Here is a 21773-nt window from a genome sequence, read left to right on the forward strand (position 1 = left end):
CTACATCCTGAACACGCCGAAGCGCGTCTCGGGAATCGGGGCGTTTAGCGCGGCCGAGATCGACAGGCCCAGCACGTCGCGGGTCTGGGCCGGGTCGATGACCCCGTCGTCCCAAAGGCGCGCGGTGGCGAAGTAGGGGTTGCCCTCGTCCTCGTACTTCTGACGGACCGGCGCCTTGAAGGCTTCCTCCTGCTCAGGCGTCCACTTGTCGGCGTCGCGGTGCACTGTGGAGAGCACGCTGGCGGCCTGCTCGCCGCCCATGACGCTGATCCGGCTGTTGGGCCAGGTCCACAGGAACCGGGGGGAATAGGCGCGGCCGCACATGCCGTAGTTGCCGGCCCCGAAGGAGCCGCCGATCAGCACCGTGAACTTCGGCACCTCGGCCGACGCGACGGCGGTCACCAGCTTGGCGCCGTCCTTGGCGATGCCGCCGGCCTCGTATTTCCCGCCGACCATGAAGCCCGAGATGTTCTGCAGGAAGATCAGCGGGATCTTCCGCTTGCAGGCGAGTTCGATGAAGTGGGCGCCCTTGAGCGCGCTCTCGGAGAACAGCACGCCGTTGTTGGCCAGGATCGCCACCGGATAGCCCCAGATCCGCGCAAAGCCGGTGACCAGGGTCGTGCCGTAGAGCGCCTTGAATTCGTCGAAGGCCGAGTCATCGACGATGCGGGCGATCACCTCGCGCACGTCATAGGGCGCGCGCACGTCGGTGGGCACGATCCCGTAGAGTTCTTCCGGGTCAAACGCCGGGGGGCGCGGCTCGGCCACGTCCATGTCGAGGCGCTTGGTGGTGTTCAGCCGCGCCACGATGCTGCGGACGATGGAGAGCGCGTCCTCGTCGTCGGCGGCCACGTGGTCGACCACGCCGGAGCGGCGGCCATGGGTGTCGGCTCCGCCCAGCTCCTCGGCCGAGATCACTTCGCCGGTGGCGGCCTTCACCAGCGGCGGACCACCCAGGAAGATCGTGCCCTGGCCGCGGACGATGATCGTCTCGTCGCTCATCGCCGGGACGTAGGCGCCGCCGGCGGTGCAGGAGCCCATCACGCAGGCGATCTGCGCCAGGCCCTCGGCGCTCATCCGCGCCTGGTTGTAGAAGATGCGCCCGAAGTGATCGCGGTCGGGGAAGACGTCCGACTGGTAGGGCAGGTTCGCTCCGCCGCTGTCGACCAGGTAGACGCAGGGCAGGCGATTCTGCAGGGCGATCTCCTGGGCCCGCAGGTGCTTCTTCACGGTCAGCGGAAAATAGACCCCGCCCTTCACGGTGGCGTCGTTGCAGACGATCATCACCTCGCGCCCGGAGACGCGGCCGATGCCGGTGATCAGGCCCGCGCCGGGGGCCTCGTCGTCATAAAGGCCGTAGGCGGTGAGCTGGCCGACCTCGAGGAATGGCGAGCCGGGGTCGATCAGCCGCATCACCCGGTCGCGGGGCAGAAGCTTGCCGCGGCCCACATGGCGCTTGCGGCTCTCTTCCGGGCCGCCGAGCGCCGCCTTGCCCGCACGCTCGCGCAGCTCGGCGACGAGCGAGCGGTTCAGCTTGGCGTTGGCGGCGAAGGCCTTGGAGGCGGTGTCGACGTCGCTCTTGAGTTTCCTCATGCGGTCTTTTCCAGCACCAGGTCCAGTTCTGCAATCATCGCCTCGCGCATGGCGAACTTTTGCACCTTGCCTGTCACTGTCGTGGGAAATCCTTCCACGAATTTGATATGCCGTGGAATCTTGTAGTGGGCGATCTGGCCCTTGCAGAAGTCGCGCGCGGCCTCAGCCGTTAGCGATTCGCCGGGCTTCAGCACGATCCAGGCGCAGAGCTCCTCGCCGTACTTGGCGTCCGGCACCCCGATCACCTGCACGTCCTGGATCGCCGGGTGGCGGTAGAGGAACTCCTCGACCTCGCGAGGATAGACGTTCTCGCCGCCGCGGATCACCATGTCCTTGATCCGGCCCACGATGTTGCCGCAGCCGGCCGCGTCCAGCGTGGCGAGGTCGCCGGTGTGCATCCAGCCCGACGCGTCGAGCGCCTCGGCGGTCCGCTCCGGGTCGTCCCAGTAGCCCAGCATCACCGAATAGCCCCGCGTGCAGAGCTCGCCGGTTTCGCCGCGCGGCGCGATGCGGCCGGCCTCGTCGATGATCTTCACCTCCAGATGCGGATGGACGTGGCCGACCGTCGCGACCCGGACCTCCAGGCTGTCCTCGGCGCCGGACTGGAAGCTCACGGGCGACGTCTCCGTCATCCCGTAGGCGATGGTCACCTGCGGCATGTGCATCCGCTCGATCACCTGTTTCATCACCTCGATCGGGCAGGGGGAGCCGGCCATGATCCCGGTGCGCAGCGAGGTCAGGTCGAAGTGGCTGAACCGCTCATGGCCGAGGATGGCGATGAACATGGTCGGCACGCCGTAGAGCGCGGCGCAGGCCTCGGCCTCCAGCGCCTCCAGCACCGCCAGCGGGTCGAACCCTTCGGAGGGATAGACCATGGTCGCGCCGTGGGTGATGCAGCCGAGGTTGCCCATCACCATGCCGAAGCAGTGGTAGAGCGGCACCGGGATGCAGAGCCGGTCGCCGGGCGCGAGCCGGATCGCCTCGGCGACGAAGTAGCCGTTGTTGAGGATGTTGTGGTGGCTGAGCGTCGCGCCCTTTGGAAAGCCCGTGGTGCCGCTGGTGAACTGGATGTTGATGGCGTCGTCGAACTGCAGGGTCGGCCCGATCTCGGCCAGCCGCGCGCGGTCGGCGGCGGTTCCGGCGTCACAGGCCTGGTGGAAGGCGAGGCACCCGGCGTGCTCCTGTTCGCCGAGCGTGATGACCAGGCGCAGGGCCGGCAGACGCTTGGCGTGGAGGTCGCCGGGCCGCGCCGACGAGAGTTCGGGCGCAAGGTCACGCAGCATCGCCAGGTACTCGCTGGTCTTGTGCTGGACCGCGGTGACCAGCGCCTTGCAGCCCACCTTGTTCAGCGCGTACTCGGCCTCGGTCAGGCGATAGGCCGGGTTGATATTGACCAGGATCAGGCCGGCCTTGGCGGTGGCGAACTGGGTCAGCGCCCACTCCGCGCAATTGGGCGCCCAGACGCCGATCCGGTCGCCGGGCTCGAGCCCCAGCGCCAGCAGGCCCGCGGCCAGGGCGTCGACGCGCGCCTTCAGCTCGGCGTAGGTCCAGCGGATATTCTGGTGGCGCGAGATCAGCGCCATCTGCTCCGGATGGGCCGCGCAGGCCGCGTCGAAGCCCGCACCGATCGTCTGGCCCAGCAGCGGCTTGGTGCTCGCGCCGTTCACGTAGCTCAAGTCGGTCATCCGGCGTCCCCTCGCTCCTTGTCCCGCTAGCGCAGATGACCACCTTTGACGGTCGATCTCCAGCCTCCCGCATGGCACAGATGCGCCGGTGAGCGAGACCTTTCCCGAAATCCGCGAGGCGGTGCGCAGGCTCTGCGCGCGATTCCCCGGCGCCTATTGGCGGGCGCTGGACCGCGAGCGCGAGTATCCGACCGCGTTCGTGGCGGCCCTGACCGAGGCGGGATTCCTCTCCGTCCTGATCCCCGAAGAGTATGGCGGCTCGGGCCTCGGCCTCGGGGCCGGCGCGGCGGTGCTGGAAGAGATCCATCGCTCCGGCGGCAACGGCGGCGCCTGCCACGCCCAGATGTACACCATGGGCGTGGTCCTTAGGCACGGCAGCCCGGCGCAGAAGGCGGCCTATCTGCCGAAGGTCGCCAGCGGCGAGCTGCGGCTGCAGGCCTTCGGCGTCACCGAGCCCGACGCCGGCACCGACACCACCCGCATCACCACCTTCGCGCGGCGCGACGGCGACCACTATGTCGTCAGCGGCAAGAAGCTGTGGATCAGCCGGGCCGAGCACTCCGACCTGATGGTGCTGCTCTGCCGCACGACCGCCCGGGAGGAGGCCGCCAAGCCGTCGGACGGCATGAGCGTGCTGCTGGTCGACATGCGCGAGGCGGTGGGCAACGGCCTGACCATCCGGCCGGTCCGGACCATGCTCAACCACGCCACCACCGAGCTCTTCTTCGAGGATTTGCAGGTCCCGGTCGCCAACCTGATCGGCGAGGAGGGCAAGGGCTTCCGCTACATCCTCGACGGGATGAACGCCGAGCGGATCCTGATCGCCGCCGAGTGCATCGGCGACGCCAAGTTCTTCATCGACCGGGCGAGCGCCTACGCCAAGGACCGCCAGGTGTTCGGCCGCCCGATCGGCGAGAACCAGGGCGTGCAGTTCCCGATCGCCCGCGCCTACGTCCAGATGACCGCGGCGTCGCTGATGGTCGACCGCGCCGCGGCGCTGTTCGAAGCCGGCGAACCCTGCGGGACCGAGGCCAATATGGCCAAGCTCACGGCTTCCGAAGCCTCCTGGTACGCCGCCGACATGGCGCTGCAGACCCACGGCGGCTTCGGCTTCGCCGAGGAGTACGACATCGAACGCAAGTTCCGCGAGACCCGCCTCTACCAGGTGGCCCCGATCTCCACGAACCTCATCCTCTCCCACGTGGCGACCCACGTGCTGGACCTGCCGAAGTCATTCTGATGCCCCAGGACGCCCTAGAGACCATCCTCATCGACGAGCCGCAGCCCGGCGTCGCCCGCATCACCTTCAATCGTCCGGATGCGGCCAACGCGCTGAACACCCGCATGGGCGAGGAGCTGCTGGAGGCCTGGAACGGGCTGATCGCGCGGGAAGACCTGCGCTGCGTCGTGCTGGCCGCGGCGGGGCGGCACTTCTGCGCCGGGGCGGACCTTAAGGAACGCAACGGCATGAGCGACGAGACCTGGTCGCTGCAGCACAAGGTCTTCGAGGCCATGGCGCGGGCCCAGCTCGCCGTGCCGGTCCCGGTGATCGCCGCGGTCAACGGCGCGGCCATGGGCGGCGGCTGCGAGATGACGTTGGCCTGCGACTTCGCCTACGCATCGGAGACCGCGCGCTTCGGCCTGCCGGAAGTGGGCCTCGGCATCATGCCGGGCCTCGGCGGCACACAGCTCCTGCGCCGCTGCGCCGGCGAGCGCCGCGCCATCGAGCTGCTCACCACCGGCCGGCCGTTCACCGCGGCCCAGGCGCTGGACTATGGGGTCGTCAACGGCGTCACCGCGCCCGAGGCCCTGATGGAAACGGTGCTGGCCGTCGCAGCTGAGATCGCGGCCAAGGCGCCGCTGTCGGTCCGCGCGCTCAAGCACGTGGTCCGCGAGGCCCATTCCCTCGACCTCGTCGCGGCGATGGAGATGGAGCTCTCCGCCTACAACCGCCTCTTCAAGACCGCCGACCGCCGCGAGGGAGTCGCCAGCTTCAACGAGAAGCGCGCGCCGGCCTTCAAGGGCGAATAGGCGCCGTCCCACCGGCTCGGCCGCGCGCGCCGCGCGCTCGATTACCGAAAATACACGTGTATTCTCATCTAGAGTACGTTTGTATCATGGGGTGTCGCCTCGAACCCCATGAGCTGAACATGACCCGCATGAACCCCATAGTCCTGCTCGCCGCCGGGCTCTGCCTGGCCGCGAGCGCCCAGGCCGCCGCCGCGCAATCCCTGGTCCTGCGCCAGGGCTATTCCCCCGACTCCAGCCAGGTCGTGACCTCCGCAAACGTGCCCTACGCCGACATCGACCTGGCCTCGTCCGCGGGCGCCCGAGCGCTCCTTGAACGGATCGAAGCCGCCGCCGACGCGGTGTGCGGCGGGGAGGCGAACATGGCGTCGGCCTACGAAAAGGCCGGCTACCGCGCCTGCCGCGGCACGGCGATTTCGGGCGCGGTCGCCAGGGTGCGCAGCCCGGCGCTGGCCGCGCTTACCGCCCGCTGGCCGACGGAGCTGCGGGCCGCCCGATGAGCGGCCGACCTTTGCGCGCCGGCGGCGAGCTGGTGGTCGCGCGGCTCGATGACCTGGCTCCGTCGCTCGAGGATCTCTGCGCCCTCCTGCGGCGGATCACCGCCGAGGGGGTGCGGCTGCGCTTGCCGGACGATCGGGCTCCGCTCTCGGAGACGGAGACCCGGCTGCTGGTGAAGGGCATCCTGCTGGCGGCCGACTTCCAGGCCCGTCTCACCGCCGCCCGGCTCCGGGACGCCGTCGTGGGCGCCCGGGAAAGCGGCCGCTTCCGGTCGGGACGGCCCCGCAAGGTGGACGCCGAGCAGGTCGCAAGGCTCAGGGCGCAGGGCCTGGGCGCCACCGCGATCGCCCGCGAACTGGGCGTCGCCCGCGCCAGCATCTACCGCAGGCTCCGGGAGATAGAGGCGCCGGAGACCCGGCGGCTGAAGCGCCAGGCCTAGCCCTTCGTGCGATAGTCCCCGAACGCGGCGTCCCGCGCGTCAAGCGCCTGGGCGACCCCGTCCTGGAACCGGGCGAAGGTCTCGCGCGAACTCTTGGTGGTCAGCGCCAGCGCCTGGATCTCGGCCCCGGCCCGGATCGCCGCGCGCAGGCCCATGATCTCCATGGCGCGGTGGACGGAGCGCTTGTTCATCTGCTGCACGTCGGTGGGGATCTTGGCGACGCGCTCGGCCATGGCCAGGACCTCGGCCTCCAGCCGCTCGGCCGGGAAGGCGCGGTTGGCGAACCCCACGCGCACGGCCTCGAGGCCGTCGATGGCGTCGCCGGTCAGCATCATCTCCATGGCGGGCCTGAGGCCGCAGAGCCAGGGATGGAACTGGTTATCGGGCGGGCTCATCATGCGGACCGGCGGGTAGCCGATCTGGGCGTCCTCGGCGACATAGACCAGGTCGCAGGCGGTCGCGAGTTCCGAGCCGCCGGCCAGGCACCAGCCGTGCACCTGGGCGATCACCGGCTTGGCCAGGTCCCACACCCGGAAGCAGCCCTCCACCACATGACGCGACCAGTGGCCGGCGCCGGCCGCGGTGTGGAAGGGGTAGGGCGGGCCCGCGCCGCCGCCCAGGTCGTAGCCGGCTGAGAAGCAGGAGCCCGCGCCGCGCAGAATGGTCACCCGGACGTCGGGGTCGACGTCGGCAGCTTCCAGGGCGGCGAACACCTGGGCGCGCAGGTCGTTGGAGAGGGCGTTGCGCTTGTCCGGCCGGTTGAGCGTCAGCCGCCGCACCAGCGGCGCGGGGTCGTCGATCAGCAGGATATCGGCGGCGGCCATGCGGAAGCTCCTTGAGTTGCGCCGAGCTTGGGCGCGGAATGGGGGTCAAGGGAAGCCACCGAGGACGCCATGAAGATCATCGTCGCCGCCACTCTCGCCATCTCGCTCGCCCTCGCGGCCGCGGGCGCCGCCGAGGCCAAGGGCTGTATCAAGGGCGCGGTCGTGGGCGGCGTCGCCGGCCACTTCGCCGGGCGTCATACCGTCCTGGGCGCCGCGGCCGGCTGCGCGGTGGGCCACCACATCGAGCACAAGAAGCAGGTCGAGGCTCGGCGCGAGGCGCGCGCCCAAGTCCAGGCGCAACCGCAGCCGCACTAGTTCGCCGCCTGAGCCCTAAGCGCTGGACCGCGTGCGCGAACTTTGGTTCGTGGGCGAGGCATGAAGATGCCGCTTCCCGACGCCGCGCTGATCGCCCGCAAGCGCGAGATCGTGCGCGCCTTGAAGCGGATCGTGCCGGGCGAGGGCGTGGTCAGCGAGCCGGCCGGCCTCGTCCCCTTCCAATCCGACGGCCTCTCGGCCTACCGCCAGACGCCGCTCGCCGTGGTGCTGCCGGAGACCGTCGCCCAGGTCTCCGCCGTCCTCGCCTGGTGCCAGGCCAAGGGCGTCAAGGTGGTGCCGCGCGGGGCGGGGACATCGCTTTCGGGCGGCGCCCTGCCGATCGAGGACGGCATCGTGCTCGGCATGGCCAAGTTCGACCGCATCCTGGAGGTCGACTACGCCAATCGCTGCGCTGTGGTGCAGCCCGGCGTGACCAACCTCGCCATCACCGGCGCGGTCGAGGCGGACGGCTTCTACTACGCGCCCGATCCGTCGAGCCAGATCGCCTGCACCATCGGCGGCAATGTGGCGGAGAACTCCGGCGGGGTTCACTGCCTGAAGTACGGGCTCACCACCAACAACCTCTTGGGCTGCGAGATCGTGCTGATGAGCGGCGAGGTCGTGCGGCTGGGCGGCAAGGGGTTCGACGGCGCGGGCTATGACCTGCTGGGCGTGGTCACCGGGTCGGAGGGGCTGCTGGGCGTGGTCACCGAGGTGACCGTCCGTCTACTGACAAAGCCGCAGACGGCGCGGGCCATGCTGCTGGGGTTCGGCTCCGTCGAGGCGGCGGGGGCCTGCGTGGGCGACGTGATCGCCGCCGGGGTCATCCCCGCCGGGATGGAGATGATGGACCGCCCGGCGATCCTGGCGGCGGAGGCCTTCGTCGGCGCGGGCTATCCCACCGACGCCGAGGCCCTGCTGATCGTCGAGCTGGACGGTCCCGAGGCCGAATGCGCAGAACTCTCGGCCCAGGTGGCGGAGTTGGCGAAGGCGCGGGGCGCGACCACCATCCGGACCTCCGAAAGCGACGCCGAGCGGCTGGCCTTCTGGGCGGGGCGCAAGGCGGCCTTCCCGGCGGTGGGGCGCATCTCGCCCGACTACTACTGCATGGACGGCACCATCCCGCGCCGCCAGCTGCCCTACGTCCTCACCGCCATCGCCCAGATGGGCCTGGAGTACGGCCTGGGCGTCGCCAACGTCTTCCATGCCGGCGACGGCAACCTGCACCCGCTGATCCTCTACGACGCCGATAAGCCCGGGCAGCTTGAGGCCGCCGAGGCCTTCGGCGCCGACATCCTGAAGCTCTGCGTGAAGGTCGGCGGGGTGCTGACTGGCGAGCACGGCGTCGGCGTCGAGAAGCGCGACCTGATGGGCGAGATGTTCAACGAGACCGACCTTGCCTGCCAGCAGCGGGTGAAGTGCGCCTTCGATCCCGACCTGCTGCTCAATCCCGGCAAGGTGTTCCCGCGCCTGCACCGCTGCGCCGAGCTCGGCCGCGTGCACGTGCACCGCGGGGCCGTGGCCTTTCCCGAGCTGCCGAGGTTCTGATGCTGGACCTCGCCGCGCGGACCGAGACGCCGAAGACCGCCGCCGAGGTGGTGGCCCTGGTCGCCGACGCCGGCGCGGCGGGGCGCAGGCTGGAGATCGTCGGCGGCGGGACCAAGCGCGGGATCGGCGCGGTCGCCGGCGCCGACGCGGTGCTGAGCCTGGCCGGCCTGACCAAGGTGATCGACTACGCGCCGGACGAGCTGGTGCTGACCGCCCAGGCCGGGGTGAAGCTCGCGACCCTGGAAAAACTGGTCGCCGCCGAGGGCCAGATGCTCCCCTTCGAGCCGCCGCATCTCGCAAAGCTGCTGGGCGCCAAGGGCCAGCCGACGCTCGGCGGAACGCTGGCCGCCAATCTCTCGGGTCCCCGGCGGATCCGGGCGGGCGCGGCGCGCGACCATTTCCTGGGCCTGGAGGCGGTGACCGGCCGGGGCGAGCTGGTGAAGGCCGGCGGGCGGGTGGTGAAGAATGTCACCGGCTACGACCTTTCGAAGCTGATGGCCGGCTCCTGGGGGACGCTCGCGGTGCTCACCGAGGTGACCATCAAGGTGCTGCCGGCGGCGCGGAGCGAGGTCACCATCCTGATCTTCGGCCTCGACGACCGGCGGGCCGGCGAGGCGATGACGCTCGCCCTGAACGCCCCGGTGGAGGTCTCCGGCGCCGCGCACCTGCCGCGCGCGACGGCCGAGCGGGCGCCGCTGAAGGGCGAGCTGGCGGTGACCGCGCTCAGGCTGGAGGGCTTCGAGGCCTCCGTCGTCGCGCGGGCCGACCACCTGCTCTCGGCGCTGCGGACCTTCGGCCCGGCGGAGCTGCTCGACGCCGGGCACAGCCGCGAATTCTGGGCGCAGGTCCGCGAGGTCGAGGCCTTCCACAAGGATCCCCGGCCGCTCTGGCGGATCTCCGTGCCGCCCGCCGTGGGCTGGCAGGCGCCGCAGGACCTGGTGGGCCAGGCGCTCTACGACTGGGGTGGCGGCCTCGTCTGGCTGCTGTCGGACTCCGATCCGGCCACGGTGCGACGGGCCGTGCGCGCGCTCGGCGGCCACGCCACGCTCTATCGCGGCGAGGGTCCCGCCTTCGAGCCGCTGGAGGGCCCGCTGGCCGCCCTGACCGCGCGGGTCAAGGCCGCTTTCGATCCGACGGGCGTGCTCAATCCTGGCAGGCTTGGCCCCGGCCGGATGGGGCAGGGCTAGATGCAGACCGCCTTCACCGCCAATCAGCTCGCCGATCCGCAGACCGCCGCCAGCCACGCGGAGATCAGGAAGTGCGTACATTGCGGCTTCTGCACGGCGACCTGCCCGACCTATGTGCTGCTAGGCGACGAGCGCGACAGCCCGCGGGGCCGGATCGAGCTGATCAAGGCGATGCTGGAGGATGGCGGCGCGCCTCCCAAGGAGACGGTGACCCACGTCGACCGATGCCTCTCATGCCTGGCCTGCGTCACCGCCTGTCCGTCCGGCGTCGACTACGCCCAGCTCATCGACCACGGCCGGGCGCACATCGAGGCGCACTACCACAGGCCCTGGCCGGAGCGGGCGCTGCGCTGGGCGATCCCGCACGTCCTGACGCGGCCCGGACGGTTGCGCGCGGCGCTGTCGCTCGGCCGCCTCGCGCGGCCTTTCGAGCCGGTCCTTCGGGCTTTGAAGCTCAGCGGCCTCGCCGCCCTGCTGCGGCTGGTCCCCAGGCCGGCGGCGCGGCCGGCGGCGGCCGGCGCGGTCCGGGCCGAGGGCGCGGTGCGTGGCCGGGTGGCGCTGCTGCAGGGCTGCGTCGAGCCGGCCATGGCGCCCTCGATCCGCGCGGCGGCGATCCGGCTGATGAGCCGCGCCGGCTTCGAGGTCGTGCTGGTCGAGGGCGAAGGCTGCTGCGGGGCGCTCTCCGAACATCTTGGCCGGGCGGACGAGGCGCGCGACTTCGCCGCCGCCAATCTGCGGGCCTGGACGCGGGCAGGCCCCTTCGACGCCATCGTCACCACGGCGGCCGGCTGCGGCACGACGCTGAAGGCCTATGGCCACCGGCTGGCCGGCGATCCAGACGCCGCCGAGGCCGCCGCGCGGGCCCGCGACATCCTGGAATTCATCGGCGAGGTCGGCCTGCCGCCGGTCACCCGCCCGGGGGTCATGAGCGTCGCCTATCACGCCCCCTGCTCGCTGCAGCACGGCCAGGGGATCAAGGCCGGTCCGGCCGAGCTGCTGGCGCAGGCCGGCTACGACGTCCGCCCGATCGCCGAGGGTCACCTCTGCTGCGGCTCGGCCGGGGTCTACAACATCCTGCAGCCACAGATCGCCGGGCGGCTGCGCGACCGCAAGGCGGCCAATATCGCGCGCACCGGGGCTGCGGTGGTCGCGGCCGGCAACGTCGGTTGCATCGCCCAGATGGCGCCGGCGGTCGGCGTGCCGCTCGTCCACCCGGTCGAGCTGCTCGACTGGGCGACCGGCGGCCCCAGGCCCGCGGCGCTCGGTGGCTAGGGCGAGTTTTTTTCGCGAGACTTGTCGATCTAAGGGTCGCTCGAACGACCACTGTGCAGGAGGGCTCGATGGCGACGCCGGGCCTCGCACCCAAACCCGCAGGCGGACCGATGAAGCTCTACTACTCCCACAACCTCAATCCCCGGGTCGCCGTCGCGGTCGCGCGGCATCTGCAGAGCCCGGTCGAGTTCATCCGCGCCAGCCCGCGGCATCCGGACAATGAAGACGCCTTCCGGCCGATCAATCCGAACACCCTGGTGCCGGTGCTGGCCGAGGACGGCCGCAGCCTCTGGGAGACCGACGCCATCGCCTGCCGCCTCGCCGCCGTCGCGGGCTCGGATTTCTGGCCCACCGACGCACGCATGCCGGAGTTGATCATGTGGCTGAGCTGGAGCGCGCACCATTTCACCGAGGCGGGCAGCGGTTTCTACTTCGAGAATATCGTGTGCCCGCAGATCCTGCGCCGGGCGCCGAACGAGGCCGCGCTGAAGCAGGCCGACGCCGCCTTCCGGCGGTTCGCCCCGGTGCTCGACGACGTGCTGGCCGGCCGCGCCTGGTTGGTCGGCGAGCGCATGTCCTACGCCGACTTCCGCGTGGCCTCGGTCCTGCCCTTCGCCGAAGAGGCCAAGCTGCCGGTGGCCGGGTACAAGAACATCCTCAAATGGCATGATCGGCTCAACCAGCTCGAGGCCTGGCGCGCGCCCTTCGCGGGCCTGGACGACGGCGCGCCGGCGCGGCCCGAGGTGGCGGAGACCTGACGATGAAATACCGGTGCCTGATCTATTTCGACGAGGCCAGGCATCGGGCCCTGACGCCCGAGGCGCATGTGGAGCTGACCCGCGCCTGCCTCGCCTATGACGACGAGCTGCGCGAGGCCGGCCGTTTCATCACCGCCAGTCCCCTGCGGCCCGTGCAGACGGCGGCGACGGTGCGGGTGACCGATGGCCAGGTCTCGGCCACCGACGGCCCCTTCGCCGAGACCAAGGAGCAGCTCGGCGGCTTCATCATGATCCGCGCGCGCGACCTGAACGAGGCGATCGCCGTGGCCGCGAAGATCCCGGTGGGCTGGCTGGGCTGCGTCGAGGTGCGGCCCTTGCCCGAGGCCTGGCCGCCGGACCTCGAGCGCGGCGAGGAGGCGAACGCCGCAGCCATGCCGGGCTGAACCGGTGCGGGAGGTGGGCGATGACATGGGCGAACGGATCGCCGCGGTCTACCGCCAGGAATCCCGACGCGTGTTCGCGAGCCTCGTGCGCCTGCTGGGCGACCTGGACCTCGCCGAGGAGGCGCTGCACGACGCCTTTGTGGCGGCCGCCCGCCAGTGGCCGCGCGACGGGGAACCCGGCAATCCGCGCGCCTGGCTGGTCTCCGCCGGGCGTTTCAAGGCCATCGACCGCCTGCGCCGCCGCGCGCGGCTCGACGCCGTCGTAGGCGAGCTCGCCGTGCAGCCCGACACCCCCGATCCGTCGGCCTCGGAAGAGGAGACCGTGGCCGACGACCAGCTGCGGCTGATCTATGTCTGCTGCCATCCGGCCCTGTCGCCCGACGCCCAGGTGGCGCTGACGCTGCGCGAGGTCTGCGGCCTGACCACCGAGGCGATCGCCGCGGCCTTCCTGACCGGCGCGCCGACCCTTGCCCAGCGGATCGTCCGCGCGAAGGCCCGCATCCGGCAGGCGCGGATTCCATTCGAGGCCCCCGAGCCGGCCGACCTCGCCGCTCGGCTCGCGACCGTGCTGCACGTGATCTATCTGGTGTTCAACGAAGGCTATTCGGCCTCCTCGGGCGAGGTCCTGGCGCGCCCGGACCTGGCGGCCGAGGCGATCCGGCTCGGCCGGCTCCTCTGCAGCCTCACCCCGGAGCCCGAGGCGAAGGGACTGCTGGCGCTGCTGCTGCTGCACGACTCACGCCGCGCGGCGCGGACCTCGGCGCAGGGCGACCTGGTGCTGCTGGACGACCAGGACCGCGCGTTGTGGGACCGGTCCCAGATCGCCGAGGGCGCGGCGCTGGTGACGGAGGCGCTGTCGTCCGGACCGGCCGGCCCCTACGCCCTGCAGGCGGCCATCGCGGCGGTGCACGCCGACGCCGCCGACCCGGCGGCCACGGACTGGGCCGAGATCGTCGGCCTCTACGATGCGCTGGCCCGCGTCCGGCCGTCGGCGGTCGTCGAACTCAATCGCGCGGTCGCGGTCGCCATGCGCGACGGACCGCAGGCGGGCCTGGTGTTGGTCGATGCGATCCTCAGCCGTGGCGACCTGCGCGACTACCACCTGGCCCATGCGGCGCGGGCCGACCTCTGCCGCCGGCTAGGGCGCAAGGCGCAGGCCCGGGCCTCCTATGAACGGGCGCTCAGCCTCGCGCGGCAGGCGCCGGAGCGCCGCTATCTGCAGCGCCGCCTGGACGAACTGGCCGCCTAAATCAGATGGGCGCGTAGGCGTCGCTGAGCGGTTTTTCCCGCGGGATCGGCGCCTCGGCTCCGCCGGCGCTGCCCGGCGGGCGGCGCGAGGTCACGAAGCTATCCCAGTCGGAAGGTCCATCGCGGCGCGGGCGAACCGGGCGGCGAAGGGTCGAGCGGAGACGGGCGAGGAAGTGCTCGAGCGTCTCGTCAGAGCCCGTCAGGTCGGGTTTGAACTGTCGATCAGCCATGGGGCGGCTCTATACCCCAAAGCGCGTCGAAACGCCACATCAACTCCTGAAAAAATGGTTAACGCCTGATTCGTTGACGCCCCTTGCGGCGCCCTTCTAAGAGCTTGTCGAAACCAGCAGGGAAAACGCCATGAAGCTGCATGTCTCGATCGGCCCGAACCCTCGGGTAGTGAAGATGTTCCTGGCCGAGAAGGGGCTGGAGCTGCCCCTGGTCGCCGTCGACCTGATGGGCGGCGAGAACCGGCGCGAGCCCTATACCGCCTCGGTCAATCCGGCCGGCCAGACGCCGGCGCTGGAGCTCGACGACGGCGGCTGCCTCACCGAGATCACCGCCATCTGCGAATACCTGGAAGAGCGTCAGCCGAGCCCGCCGCTGATCGGGACGACGGCCGAGGAGCGGGCCGCCACCCGCATGTGGACCCGCCGGGTCGACCTGAAGGTCTGCGAGCCGATGGCCAACGGCTTTCGCTTCGCCGAGGGCCTGCCGCTGTTCGAGAGCCGCCTGCGCTGCCTGCCGGAGGCCGCGCCGGGGCTGAAGGCCGTCGCCAGGGACGGAGAGGAATGGCTCGAAGCTCAGTTCAAGGGGCCGTGGATCGCCGGTGAGCGCTTCACGCTCGCCGACATCCTGCTCTTCGCCTTCCTCGACTTCGGGGGGCAGGTGGGCCAGCCGCTGGACCCCGCGTTCGGCAAGCTCACCGACTGGTTCGCCCGCGTGAAGGCGAGGCCGAGCGCCGCGGCCAGCGCCTAGATGGCGCCAATCGCCCGCTGAGGGGTTTGACGCCCGATGCTCAAGCCCCTCCGCGACGCCTCAGCCGACACCGACGCCCATTCGCCGGCGGGCATGCCGGACGGCCTGCCGGTCCCGCGGCGCTACTGGTCGGTGGCGGCGATCTGGCTGGCCATGACCATGTCGGTGCTCGACGGGGCCATCGCCAATGTGGCCCTGCCGACCATCGCCGGCGAGCTGCACGCCAGCGCCGCCTCTTCGATCTGGATCGTCAACGCCTACCAGCTGGCGATCACCGTGACCCTCCTGCCGTTGGCGGCGCTGGGCGACCGGCTGGGCTACCGGCGGGTCTATATGGTGGGGCTCGCGGTCTTCACCCTGGGCTCGCTCGGCTGCGCGCTCTCCCACACCTTGCCGACGTTGACCGCCGCTCGGGTGCTGCAGGGCTTGGGCGCCGGCGGGATCATGAGCATCAACTCGGCCCTGGTGCGTTTCACCTATCCGAAAGCGCTGCTGGGCCGCGGCATCGGGATGAACGCGCTGGTCATCTCGGTCTCCGCCGCCATCGGGCCGACCGTGGCCGCCGCCATCCTCGCCAAGGCCTCCTGGGAGTGGCTGTTCGCGATCAATGTGCCGATCGGCATCCTGGCTATCGCCATCGCCTTCAGGTCGCTGCCAACGACCCTGGGTTCGTCGCGGAAGTTCGACTGGGTCTCGGCGCTCCTGAACGCGGCGACCTTCGGCTTCCTGATCACCGGGGCGGAGAGCGTGGCGCGCGACGGCCTGGCCTCGGGCCTCTCGAAGCTCGCCGTCGGGGCCGCGGCCGGCGCGCTCCTGACCTATCGCGAACTCCGCCGGGAGCATCCGCTGGTGCCCTTCGACCTGTTACGCATCCCGATCTTCGGCCTGTCGATCCTGACCTCGATCGTCTCCTTCGCCGCCCAGATGATGGCCTACGTGGGCCTGCCCTTCTATTTCCAGAGCGTGATGGGCCGCACGGCCGTGGAGACCGGCCTGCTGATGACCCCCTGGCCGCTGGCGGTGGGGATCTCCGCTCCGCTCGCCGGGCGGCTTGCCGACCGGCACCGGGCCGGGACCCTGGGCGGCATCGGGCTGACGGTCTTCGCTGCGGGCCTTGGCCTGATGTCGGCGATCCACCCGGGGGCGTCCAACCTCGACATCGCCTGGCGGATGGCGCTCTGCGGCCTGGGCTTCGGCTTCTTCCAGTCGCCCAACAACCGGGCCATGGTCACCGCCGCGCCCCTGCACCGCAGCGGGGCGGCCGGCGGGGCGCTCGCCACCGCGCGCCTGCTGGGCCAGACCGCCGGCGCCGTCACCACCGCGGTCTTCTTTCATGTGGCCGGGACCAACGCCGCCACGACCGCCATGGCCACCGCCGCGGTCCTGGCCGGGATCGCGGCCCTGGTCAGCCTGTCGCGCCTGAAGCTCGCTCCGCGCCCCAGGCCCGATCCGCCGGACGAGATCGGGACCCTGCCGGCGGGGCCTTAGCCCACGTTGCGGTCGCGGCCTTCCCAGTAGGGTTTGCGCAGTTCGCGGCGCAGCACCTTGCCGGACGCGTTGCGCGGCAGCACGTCGATGAAGTCCACCGACTTGGGGGCCTTGAAGCCGGCGATCCGCTGACGGGCCCAGGCGATCACCTCGGCAGGGTCGGGCGCGCCGTCGGCGTGGGCCACGACGATCGCCTTCACCGCCTCGCCCCAGCGATCGTCCGGCACCCCGATCACCGCGGCGTCGGCGACGCCCGGGCAACCCAGGATCGCGTTCTCCACCTCGGCCGGATAGATGTTCTCGCCGCCGGAGACGATCATGTCCTTCACCCGGTCGTGGACGAAGATGTAGCCGTCGGCGTCGCGGTAGCCGGCGTCGCCGGTCTTCAGCCAGCGATCGGGCGACACCGTCTCGGCGGTGGCTTCGGGACGGTTCCAGTAGCCGGCCATGACCATGCCGCCCCAGATGGCGATCTCGCCGATCTCGCCGACACCGACCTCTTCGCCATCGTCGCCGAGGATCTTCACCGCCATCTGCGGCCAGGCCTTGCCGCAGGAGCGCATCAGCTCGCCGCGGTGCTCGCTGGGGGTCAGGAAGGTCCCGGCGTCCGTCGACTCGGTCATGCCGTAGAACTGGATGAAGCCGCAGCCGAAGCGCGCGGTCGCGGCCGCCAGCACCGCCTCGCTGATCGGGGATGCGCCATAGGCGACGCTCTTCAGGCTGGAGAGGTCGGCGCCCTCGATCTCCGGCGCCTGCAGCAGCATGTTGATCATCGCCGGGACCAGGAAGATGTGGGCGACCCGCTCGGTCTCGATCAGCTTCAGCACCGTGGCGGGGCTGAACTCCGGCAGGATGATCACCCGCCCGCCGGCCGCGAGCCCTGAGAAGCTGATGTTGGTTCCGGCGACATGGAACAGCGGCATGACGATCAGCACGGTGTCGTCGGGTCCGTAGTCGAAGCCCTCGACCTGGGTGCGCAGATCGAGGAAGGCCGAGTAGTTGCGGTTGTCGAGCCGCACGCCCTTGGGCAGGCCGGTGGTGCCGGAGGTGTAGAGCTGCAGCACGTCGTCTTCGGCTGTCGGCGGGGTCAGGGCGGGCGTCGGCGCGGCGTCGCGCAGCGCTTCGTAGCTGTCGAAGCCCTCGCAGGGCTCGCGCACCCCGATCAGGCGGATCGGCCGGTCGACCTGGCTCACCACCAGCTGGGCGGCGGCGAAGAATTCCGGGGTCACGAAGAAGAGGTCGGCGCCGCTATCCTGCAGGATGAAGGCGATCTCCGGCACGGCCAGGCGCGCGTTGATCGGCGCCAGACAGACACGGGCCCGCGCCGCGCCGAAGAAGATCTCGAAGAAGGCCTCGTGGCTGCGGCCGAGCCAGGCCACCCGGTCGCCGGGCTCGGCGCCCGCCGCGGCCAGAAGGCCCGCGACCCGGTCCGCCCGGCGGTCCAGGTCGGCGTAGCTGAGGGCCCGCCCCTCGCACTGCACCGCGATGTGGTCGCCGCGCTCGGCGGCATGGATGGCGGGGATGTCGGCGAGGATGCGAGGGGCTTGGCTCATCGGCCCAGATTGCTAGCCGATGATGCAGGCGCCGACTAGCGGAGCTTCAAGCGCGTGAAGATCATCCCGCCGCGGGGGTCGCGGCCATAGGCGGCGTCGAGGGCCGAAGGGACAGCGTCGAAGGCGTAGAGCGCGCCCAGGCCCAGGCTCAGGTGGTCCGACAACGGCCAGTCGCGCACCGCGCCCAGCGACACCTTGCCGACCGTGTAGGCCGGTCCGTGGCCGCTCGCGGCCGTGATCAGTTCATTGTTCTCCACCCGCTCGGCGCGGCCGAAGATCGTCCAGGCGGCGTTGGGCTTGATCGCGCTCTCCAGCACCCAGGCGTCGAGGTCGACCCCCTCGCTGGAACGCCGGCCCCAGGCCGCGGTGGTCGACCACCAGCCGTGGTCGCCGAACGGAACGGTGTAGATGGCGCTCGCCGAGAGCTTGCGCTGGTTGGCGTCCGGCTCGAGCTCTTCCGGGCTCTTCTCGTCGGCCCAGGAGGTCTGCAGCGACCAGTTGGTTGTCGGATTCCAGGAGAGCCGGACGGCTGTGGAATCGAGCTTCGGGGCCTCGATGTCGTAGCGGTGCTGGTCGGGCTCGCGGCCCTTGTAGCCCGAGGCCTCGAGCTTCCAGTCGCCGTGGACGTAGCCGGCGGTGACCACCCCAAAGGTGATGTGGGTGGAGTCCAGCCAGTGGTGGCTGATCGGCGCCTCGGGGCTGTCCATCACCGAGAGCCGATGCATGAAGGCCGGCGGCCCGAAGGCCGGCTCTCCCGGCAGGCCGGCATAGACGAAGACGCTGTCGGCGGCCGAGAGCCTGCGGCTGTAGCTGGCTGAGAGCTCCATGAAGAGGTCGTGGGGATGCTGGCGGTCGACCAACGGGGTCCTGCCGTCGGCGGTCTCGCCAGTGGCCAGCAACAGGGGATAGCCGCGCGGGCCCATGAAGGGATCCGGGCTGACCATGGCGCGTAGCTGCAAGGTCCCGGCCTCGCCGACCGGGCGCTGGGCCATGGCCATCAGCATGCCGGAGATGAAGCCCTTCTCGTCGCCCCGCGGACCTTCCTGCTTGTCGTAGACCGCGTTCAGCACGCCGTGGACCATCACCGTCCATGGGCCCTCCGCCAGATGCAGGCCGTCGTGGGTGGAGGCGTCGGGCTGCCAGGCGGTGCCGGAAGCCTCGCGGGTCGCCGCGTAGGGGCCGAGCGCGCCGGTCATGGCGCGGCGCATGTCCATGCCCGGCATGTCCATGTGCGACATATCGTGGCCCCCGGACCCGGCGGCTGGCGCGGGCGGCGACGCGCCGTGATCCATCTTCGAATGGTCCATGCCCAGCATCTGCTGCGCTGGTGTCGCGACCTGGGCGACGGCGGGGGCGGCGGCCAGCAAGGCGGCCGCGCAGGCCATCGTCATGACCGGGCTCATCGGGCGGCGCGCTCCAAGAGCTCGATCAGCTCGGAGGCCTTGGCGCGCTGCTCGGCCTTGTCTCCGCTGACGATCGCGTCCTCGATGCAATGGCCGAGGTGGGCCTTCAGCATCTCGGTCTCGACTTTGGCCAGCGCGGCGCGAGCAGCCTGCAGCTGGGTCAGGACGTCGATGCAGTAGCGACCTTCCTCGATCATGCGCGCGACGCCGCGCACCTGGCCCTCGATCCGGTTCAGGCGGTTCAGAAGCTTAGGCTTGTTCTCACGTTCCATGCGCCCGTCCGCTCCGAGTGACGACATACCCTACCCCGGTAATTGCAATATGCCCGTATGGGGTATACCGGATATGTCCGGGAGATCAATATGTCTGACCACATTCACCATCGGCATCACGGCGCCGCGGTCCATGAGGCCGCCGACCCCGGCGCGGTCTACACCTGCCCGATGCACCCCCAGATCCGGCAGGTCGGGCCGGGGAGCTGTCCGATCTGCGGCATGGCGCTGGAGCCCGTGACCGTGACCGCCGAGCGCGGTCCGAACGCCGAACTCACGGACATGACCCGCCGGCTCTGGGTCGGCGGGGCGCTGGCCGCGCCGGTCTTCGCGCTGGAGATGGGCAGCCACCTCGTGGACCTGCACGCCCTAATCGCCCCGGCGGTCTCCAACTGGGTGCAGTTGGCCCTGGCGACGCCGGTCGTGGCCTGGGCCGGCGCCCCATTCTTCGCCCGCGGCTGGACCTCGCTGGTCAACCGCAGCCTCAACATGTTCACGCTCATATCCATGGGCGTGGGCGTGGCCTGGTTCTACAGCGTTGTGGCCGTGCTCGCGCCCGGCCTGTTCCCCGCCTCACTGCGTGGGCATGACGGCTCCGTCCCGGTCTATTTCGAAGCCGCCGCGGTGATCACCGTCCTGGTGCTGCTGGGCCAGGTTCTGGAACTGCGCGCCCGCGACCAGACCTCCGGCGCCATCCGCGCCCTGCTGGACCTCGCGCCCAAGACCGCGCGCCGGGTCCGCGACGACGGGTCGGACGAGGAGGTAAGCCTCGATCAGGTTATGGTCGGCGACCGCCTGCGGGTGCGTCCGGGCGAGAAGGTCCCGGTCGACGGAGAACTTATCGACGGCCATGTGTCGATCGACGAGTCCATGGTCACAGGCGAGTCCATGCCAGTCACCAAGGCGGCCGGCGACAAGGTGGTTGCCGGCGCGATCAACAGAACCGGCTCCTTCGTCATGCGCGCCGAGAAGGTTGGGGCCGACACCCTGCTCGCCCAGATCGTCCAGATGGTCGCCCAGGCCCAGCGGAGCCGCGCGCCGATCCAGCGGATGGCCGACCGGGTGTCGGGCTGGTTCGTGCCTGCGGTGATCGCCGCGGCCGCAGTGGCTTTCGCGGCCTGGATGGCGGTCGGGCCCGAGCCGCGCTTGGCCTACGCCCTGGTGGCCGCCGTCTCCGTGCTGATCATCGCCTGCCCCTGCGCGCTGGGCCTCGCCACGCCGATGTCGATCATGGTTGGCGTCGGCCGCGGGGCCCGCGCCGGCGTGCTGATCAAGAATGCCGAGGCCCTCGAACGTTTCGAGAAGATCGACACCCTGATAATCGACAAGACCGGCACCCTGACCGAGGGCCGCCCGGCGGTGGTCGCGATCCTCGCGGTGGCCGGCCAGGACGAGTCCGAGCTTCTCCGGCTGGCGGCCAGTCTGGAGCGCGGCAGCGAGCACCCGCTGGCCGACGCCATCGTGCACGCCGCCATCGACCGAGGCCTGATGCTCGCCGAGCCTTCGGCCTTCGATTCACCCGTGGGTCGGGGCGTGACCGGTGTGGTCGAAGGCCGGCGCCTGCTGCTCGGCTCGGACAGTTTCCTGGTCGAGCAGGGCGTGGATGCGTCGGCCCTGGCGGCCGAAGCCGACACGTTGCGGGCCGACGGGGCTACCGCGATCTTCGCGGCCCTCGACGGCCGGCTTGCCGGCGTCATCGCCATCGCCGACCCGATCAAGGCTACTACCGCCAAGGCCGTGCGCGCCCTGCAGGCCGAGGGCGTGCGGCTGGTGATGATGACCGGCGACAACCGCACCACCGCTCTGGCCGTGGCGCGCAAGCTCGGGATCACCGAGGTCGAGGCAGAGGTCTTGCCGCAGGCCAAGGCGGCCGTGGTCGAGAAGCTGCGCAGCGGAGGCCGGAGCGTCGCCCTGGCCGGCGACGGCGTCAACGACGCCCCGGCGCTGGCCACGGCCGAGGTCGGGATCGCCATGGGCGCGGGCTCCGACGTGGCCATCGAAAGCGCCGGTGTCACCCTGTTGAAGGGCGACCTGCAGGGTCTGGTGAAGGCCCGCAAGCTATCCCGCGCGGTCATGGGCAACATCCGCCAGAACCTGTTCTTCGCCTTCGTCTACAACGCCACCGGCGTGCCTCTAGCCGCAGGGGTTCTATACCCGGCCTTCCACCTGACGCTGTCGCCACAGATCGCGGCCCTGGCCATGGCCCTGTCGTCGGTGAGCGTGATCGGCAATGCGCTGCGGCTTCGCGGGATCCGCCTATAGGAGAGACTTCTTCACCGC

21 protein-coding genes are annotated in these 21773 nt (G+C 70.8%); 14 read left to right on the forward strand and 7 right to left on the reverse strand.

Annotated features, from left to right (window positions below; genetic code table 11):
* Both ACESMY_RS04785 and ACESMY_RS04790 read right to left on the reverse strand, forming a co-directional pair.
* Nucleotides 1–1593 (reverse strand): carboxyl transferase domain-containing protein, encoded by a 1593-nt coding sequence (locus ACESMY_RS04785; protein ID WP_372782747.1) that lies wholly within the window; start codon nucleotides 1591–1593, stop codon nucleotides 1–3.
* Nucleotides 1590–3278 (reverse strand): AMP-binding protein, encoded by a 1689-nt coding sequence (locus ACESMY_RS04790; protein ID WP_372782749.1) that lies wholly within the window; start codon nucleotides 3276–3278, stop codon nucleotides 1590–1592. Before ACESMY_RS04790 ends, ACESMY_RS04785 begins: the two co-directional genes overlap by 4 nt.
* Nucleotides 3279–3366: 88 nt before the next feature.
* On the opposite strand from ACESMY_RS04790, the gene ACESMY_RS04795 reads away from it, so the two are divergent.
* From ACESMY_RS04795 to ACESMY_RS04810, 4 genes are all read left to right on the forward strand, one after another.
* The gene (locus tag ACESMY_RS04795; protein ID WP_372782751.1) at nucleotides 3367–4518 is read left to right on the forward strand and encodes an acyl-CoA dehydrogenase family protein; all 1152 of its coding nucleotides are present in this window, start codon (nucleotides 3367–3369) and stop codon (nucleotides 4516–4518) included.
* Nucleotides 4518–5309, forward strand: coding sequence for an enoyl-CoA hydratase/isomerase family protein (locus ACESMY_RS04800; RefSeq protein ID WP_372782753.1), 792 nt, complete (start codon nucleotides 4518–4520; stop codon nucleotides 5307–5309). The genes ACESMY_RS04795 and ACESMY_RS04800 overlap by 1 nt, the downstream gene beginning before the upstream one ends.
* 119 nt (nucleotides 5310–5428) lie before the next feature.
* Nucleotides 5429–5806 carry a UrcA family protein gene (locus ACESMY_RS04805; protein WP_372782755.1) on the forward strand — a complete coding sequence of 126 codons (378 nt, stop codon included), beginning with the start codon at nucleotides 5429–5431 and terminating at the stop codon, nucleotides 5804–5806.
* Complete coding sequence (locus ACESMY_RS04810) at nucleotides 5803–6243, forward strand: helix-turn-helix domain-containing protein (RefSeq protein ID WP_372782757.1); 441 nt, start codon at nucleotides 5803–5805, stop codon at nucleotides 6241–6243. Before ACESMY_RS04805 ends, ACESMY_RS04810 begins: the two co-directional genes overlap by 4 nt.
* On the opposite strand, the gene ACESMY_RS04815 is transcribed toward ACESMY_RS04810, so the two are convergent.
* Entirely contained in the window at nucleotides 6240–7067 is an 828-nt protein-coding gene (locus ACESMY_RS04815; protein ID WP_372782759.1) for an enoyl-CoA hydratase-related protein, read from the reverse strand. The genes ACESMY_RS04810 and ACESMY_RS04815 overlap by 4 nt on opposite strands.
* Before the next feature lie 69 nt (nucleotides 7068–7136).
* On the opposite strand from ACESMY_RS04815, the gene ACESMY_RS04820 reads away from it, so the two are divergent.
* From ACESMY_RS04820 to ACESMY_RS04850, 7 genes are all read left to right on the forward strand, one after another.
* Nucleotides 7137–7382, forward strand: coding sequence for a hypothetical protein (locus ACESMY_RS04820; protein ID WP_372782761.1), 246 nt, complete (start codon nucleotides 7137–7139; stop codon nucleotides 7380–7382).
* Nucleotides 7383–7442: 60 nt separating this feature from the next.
* A complete protein-coding gene (locus ACESMY_RS04825; RefSeq protein ID WP_372782762.1) occupies nucleotides 7443–8930 on the forward strand; it encodes an FAD-linked oxidase C-terminal domain-containing protein in 1488 nt (495 codons plus the stop codon).
* Nucleotides 8930–10117: a glycolate oxidase subunit GlcE gene (glcE, locus tag ACESMY_RS04830; protein ID WP_372782764.1), complete on the forward strand. Its 1188-nt coding sequence runs from the start codon at nucleotides 8930–8932 to the stop codon at nucleotides 10115–10117. Before ACESMY_RS04825 ends, glcE begins: the two co-directional genes overlap by 1 nt.
* On the forward strand, nucleotides 10118–11389 hold the full coding sequence (gene glcF, locus ACESMY_RS04835) for a glycolate oxidase subunit GlcF (RefSeq protein ID WP_372782766.1): 1272 nt from the start codon (nucleotides 10118–10120) through the stop codon (nucleotides 11387–11389).
* A gap of 68 nt (nucleotides 11390–11457) precedes the next feature.
* Entirely contained in the window at nucleotides 11458–12147 is a 690-nt protein-coding gene (locus tag ACESMY_RS04840) for a glutathione S-transferase family protein (RefSeq protein WP_372782768.1), read from the forward strand.
* Between the two features lie 2 nt (nucleotides 12148–12149).
* The gene (locus ACESMY_RS04845) at nucleotides 12150–12551 is read left to right on the forward strand and encodes a YciI family protein (RefSeq protein ID WP_372782770.1); all 402 of its coding nucleotides are present in this window, start codon (nucleotides 12150–12152) and stop codon (nucleotides 12549–12551) included.
* A gap of 25 nt (nucleotides 12552–12576) precedes the next feature.
* On the forward strand, nucleotides 12577–13800 hold the full coding sequence (locus ACESMY_RS04850) for an RNA polymerase sigma factor (RefSeq protein WP_372782772.1): 1224 nt from the start codon (nucleotides 12577–12579) through the stop codon (nucleotides 13798–13800).
* 1 nt (nucleotide 13801) lies between these two features.
* Here ACESMY_RS04850 and ACESMY_RS04855 read toward each other — a convergent pair whose 3' ends face one another.
* Nucleotides 13802–14029, reverse strand: a complete 228-nt coding sequence (locus ACESMY_RS04855; protein WP_372782774.1) for a hypothetical protein — start codon at nucleotides 14027–14029, stop codon at nucleotides 13802–13804.
* A 130-nt stretch (nucleotides 14030–14159) separates the two neighbouring features.
* On the opposite strand from ACESMY_RS04855, the gene ACESMY_RS04860 reads away from it, so the two are divergent.
* Together ACESMY_RS04860 and ACESMY_RS04865 are read left to right on the forward strand one after the other, a co-directional pair.
* The gene (locus ACESMY_RS04860; protein ID WP_372782776.1) at nucleotides 14160–14777 is read left to right on the forward strand and encodes a glutathione S-transferase family protein; all 618 of its coding nucleotides are present in this window, start codon (nucleotides 14160–14162) and stop codon (nucleotides 14775–14777) included.
* 36 nt (nucleotides 14778–14813) lie between these two features.
* Entirely contained in the window at nucleotides 14814–16265 is a 1452-nt protein-coding gene (locus ACESMY_RS04865; protein WP_372782778.1) for an MFS transporter, read from the forward strand.
* Here the strand turns inward: ACESMY_RS04865 and ACESMY_RS04870 are convergent.
* Genes ACESMY_RS04870 through ACESMY_RS04880 form a run of 3 tightly spaced genes read right to left on the reverse strand, consistent with a single transcriptional unit; the run spans nucleotide 16262 to nucleotide 19493 of the window.
* Nucleotides 16262–17818, reverse strand: a complete 1557-nt coding sequence (locus ACESMY_RS04870) for a long-chain-fatty-acid--CoA ligase (RefSeq protein WP_372782780.1) — start codon at nucleotides 17816–17818, stop codon at nucleotides 16262–16264. The two genes, ACESMY_RS04865 and ACESMY_RS04870, sit on opposite strands and share 4 nt — an antisense overlap.
* A 35-nt stretch (nucleotides 17819–17853) precedes the next feature.
* Nucleotides 17854–19221 carry a hypothetical protein gene (locus ACESMY_RS04875; RefSeq protein WP_372782782.1) on the reverse strand — a complete coding sequence of 456 codons (1368 nt, stop codon included), beginning with the start codon at nucleotides 19219–19221 and terminating at the stop codon, nucleotides 17854–17856.
* On the reverse strand, nucleotides 19218–19493 hold the full coding sequence (locus tag ACESMY_RS04880) for a metal-sensitive transcriptional regulator (RefSeq protein WP_372782784.1): 276 nt from the start codon (nucleotides 19491–19493) through the stop codon (nucleotides 19218–19220). Before ACESMY_RS04880 ends, ACESMY_RS04875 begins: the two co-directional genes overlap by 4 nt.
* Nucleotides 19494–19583: 90 nt before the next feature.
* On the opposite strand from ACESMY_RS04880, the gene ACESMY_RS04885 reads away from it, so the two are divergent.
* On the forward strand, nucleotides 19584–21755 hold the full coding sequence (locus ACESMY_RS04885) for a copper-translocating P-type ATPase (RefSeq protein ID WP_372782786.1): 2172 nt from the start codon (nucleotides 19584–19586) through the stop codon (nucleotides 21753–21755).
* Nucleotides 21756–21773: the final 18 nt, after the last annotated feature.

Origin of the sequence: Phenylobacterium sp. (genome assembly GCF_041691455.1) — a bacterium.
GTDB lineage: Bacteria > Pseudomonadota > Alphaproteobacteria > Caulobacterales > Caulobacteraceae > Phenylobacterium.

What these genes read in the sequence shown, in the direction of transcription:
- ACESMY_RS04810 (WP_372782757.1), top strand. Translation starts at nt 5,803, where the DNA reads ATGAGCGGCCGACCTTTGCGCGCCGGCGGCGAGCTGGTGGTCGCGCGG.
- ACESMY_RS04870 (WP_372782780.1), bottom strand. Translation starts at nt 17,818, where the DNA reads ATGAGCCAAGCCCCTCGCATCCTCGCCGACATCCCCGCCATCCATGCC.
- ACESMY_RS04845 (WP_372782770.1), top strand. Translation starts at nt 12,150, where the DNA reads ATGAAATACCGGTGCCTGATCTATTTCGACGAGGCCAGGCATCGGGCC.
- ACESMY_RS04790 (WP_372782749.1), bottom strand. Translation starts at nt 3,278, where the DNA reads ATGACCGACTTGAGCTACGTGAACGGCGCGAGCACCAAGCCGCTGCTG.
- ACESMY_RS04815 (WP_372782759.1), bottom strand. Translation starts at nt 7,067, where the DNA reads ATGGCCGCCGCCGATATCCTGCTGATCGACGACCCCGCGCCGCTGGTG.
- ACESMY_RS04820 (WP_372782761.1), top strand. Translation starts at nt 7,137, where the DNA reads ATGAAGATCATCGTCGCCGCCACTCTCGCCATCTCGCTCGCCCTCGCG.
- ACESMY_RS04885 (WP_372782786.1), top strand. Translation starts at nt 19,584, where the DNA reads ATGTCTGACCACATTCACCATCGGCATCACGGCGCCGCGGTCCATGAG.
- ACESMY_RS04805 (WP_372782755.1), top strand. Translation starts at nt 5,429, where the DNA reads ATGACCCGCATGAACCCCATAGTCCTGCTCGCCGCCGGGCTCTGCCTG.
- ACESMY_RS04880 (WP_372782784.1), bottom strand. Translation starts at nt 19,493, where the DNA reads ATGGAACGTGAGAACAAGCCTAAGCTTCTGAACCGCCTGAACCGGATC.
- ACESMY_RS04840 (WP_372782768.1), top strand. Translation starts at nt 11,458, where the DNA reads ATGGCGACGCCGGGCCTCGCACCCAAACCCGCAGGCGGACCGATGAAG.
- glcF (WP_372782766.1), top strand. Translation starts at nt 10,118, where the DNA reads ATGCAGACCGCCTTCACCGCCAATCAGCTCGCCGATCCGCAGACCGCC.
- ACESMY_RS04825 (WP_372782762.1), top strand. Translation starts at nt 7,443, where the DNA reads ATGAAGATGCCGCTTCCCGACGCCGCGCTGATCGCCCGCAAGCGCGAG.
- ACESMY_RS04875 (WP_372782782.1), bottom strand. Translation starts at nt 19,221, where the DNA reads ATGAGCCCGGTCATGACGATGGCCTGCGCGGCCGCCTTGCTGGCCGCC.
- ACESMY_RS04865 (WP_372782778.1), top strand. Translation starts at nt 14,814, where the DNA reads ATGCTCAAGCCCCTCCGCGACGCCTCAGCCGACACCGACGCCCATTCG.
- glcE (WP_372782764.1), top strand. Translation starts at nt 8,930, where the DNA reads ATGCTGGACCTCGCCGCGCGGACCGAGACGCCGAAGACCGCCGCCGAG.
- ACESMY_RS04860 (WP_372782776.1), top strand. Translation starts at nt 14,160, where the DNA reads ATGAAGCTGCATGTCTCGATCGGCCCGAACCCTCGGGTAGTGAAGATG.
- ACESMY_RS04855 (WP_372782774.1), bottom strand. Translation starts at nt 14,029, where the DNA reads ATGGCTGATCGACAGTTCAAACCCGACCTGACGGGCTCTGACGAGACG.
- ACESMY_RS04850 (WP_372782772.1), top strand. Translation starts at nt 12,577, where the DNA reads ATGGGCGAACGGATCGCCGCGGTCTACCGCCAGGAATCCCGACGCGTG.
- ACESMY_RS04800 (WP_372782753.1), top strand. Translation starts at nt 4,518, where the DNA reads ATGCCCCAGGACGCCCTAGAGACCATCCTCATCGACGAGCCGCAGCCC.
- ACESMY_RS04785 (WP_372782747.1), bottom strand. Translation starts at nt 1,593, where the DNA reads ATGAGGAAACTCAAGAGCGACGTCGACACCGCCTCCAAGGCCTTCGCC.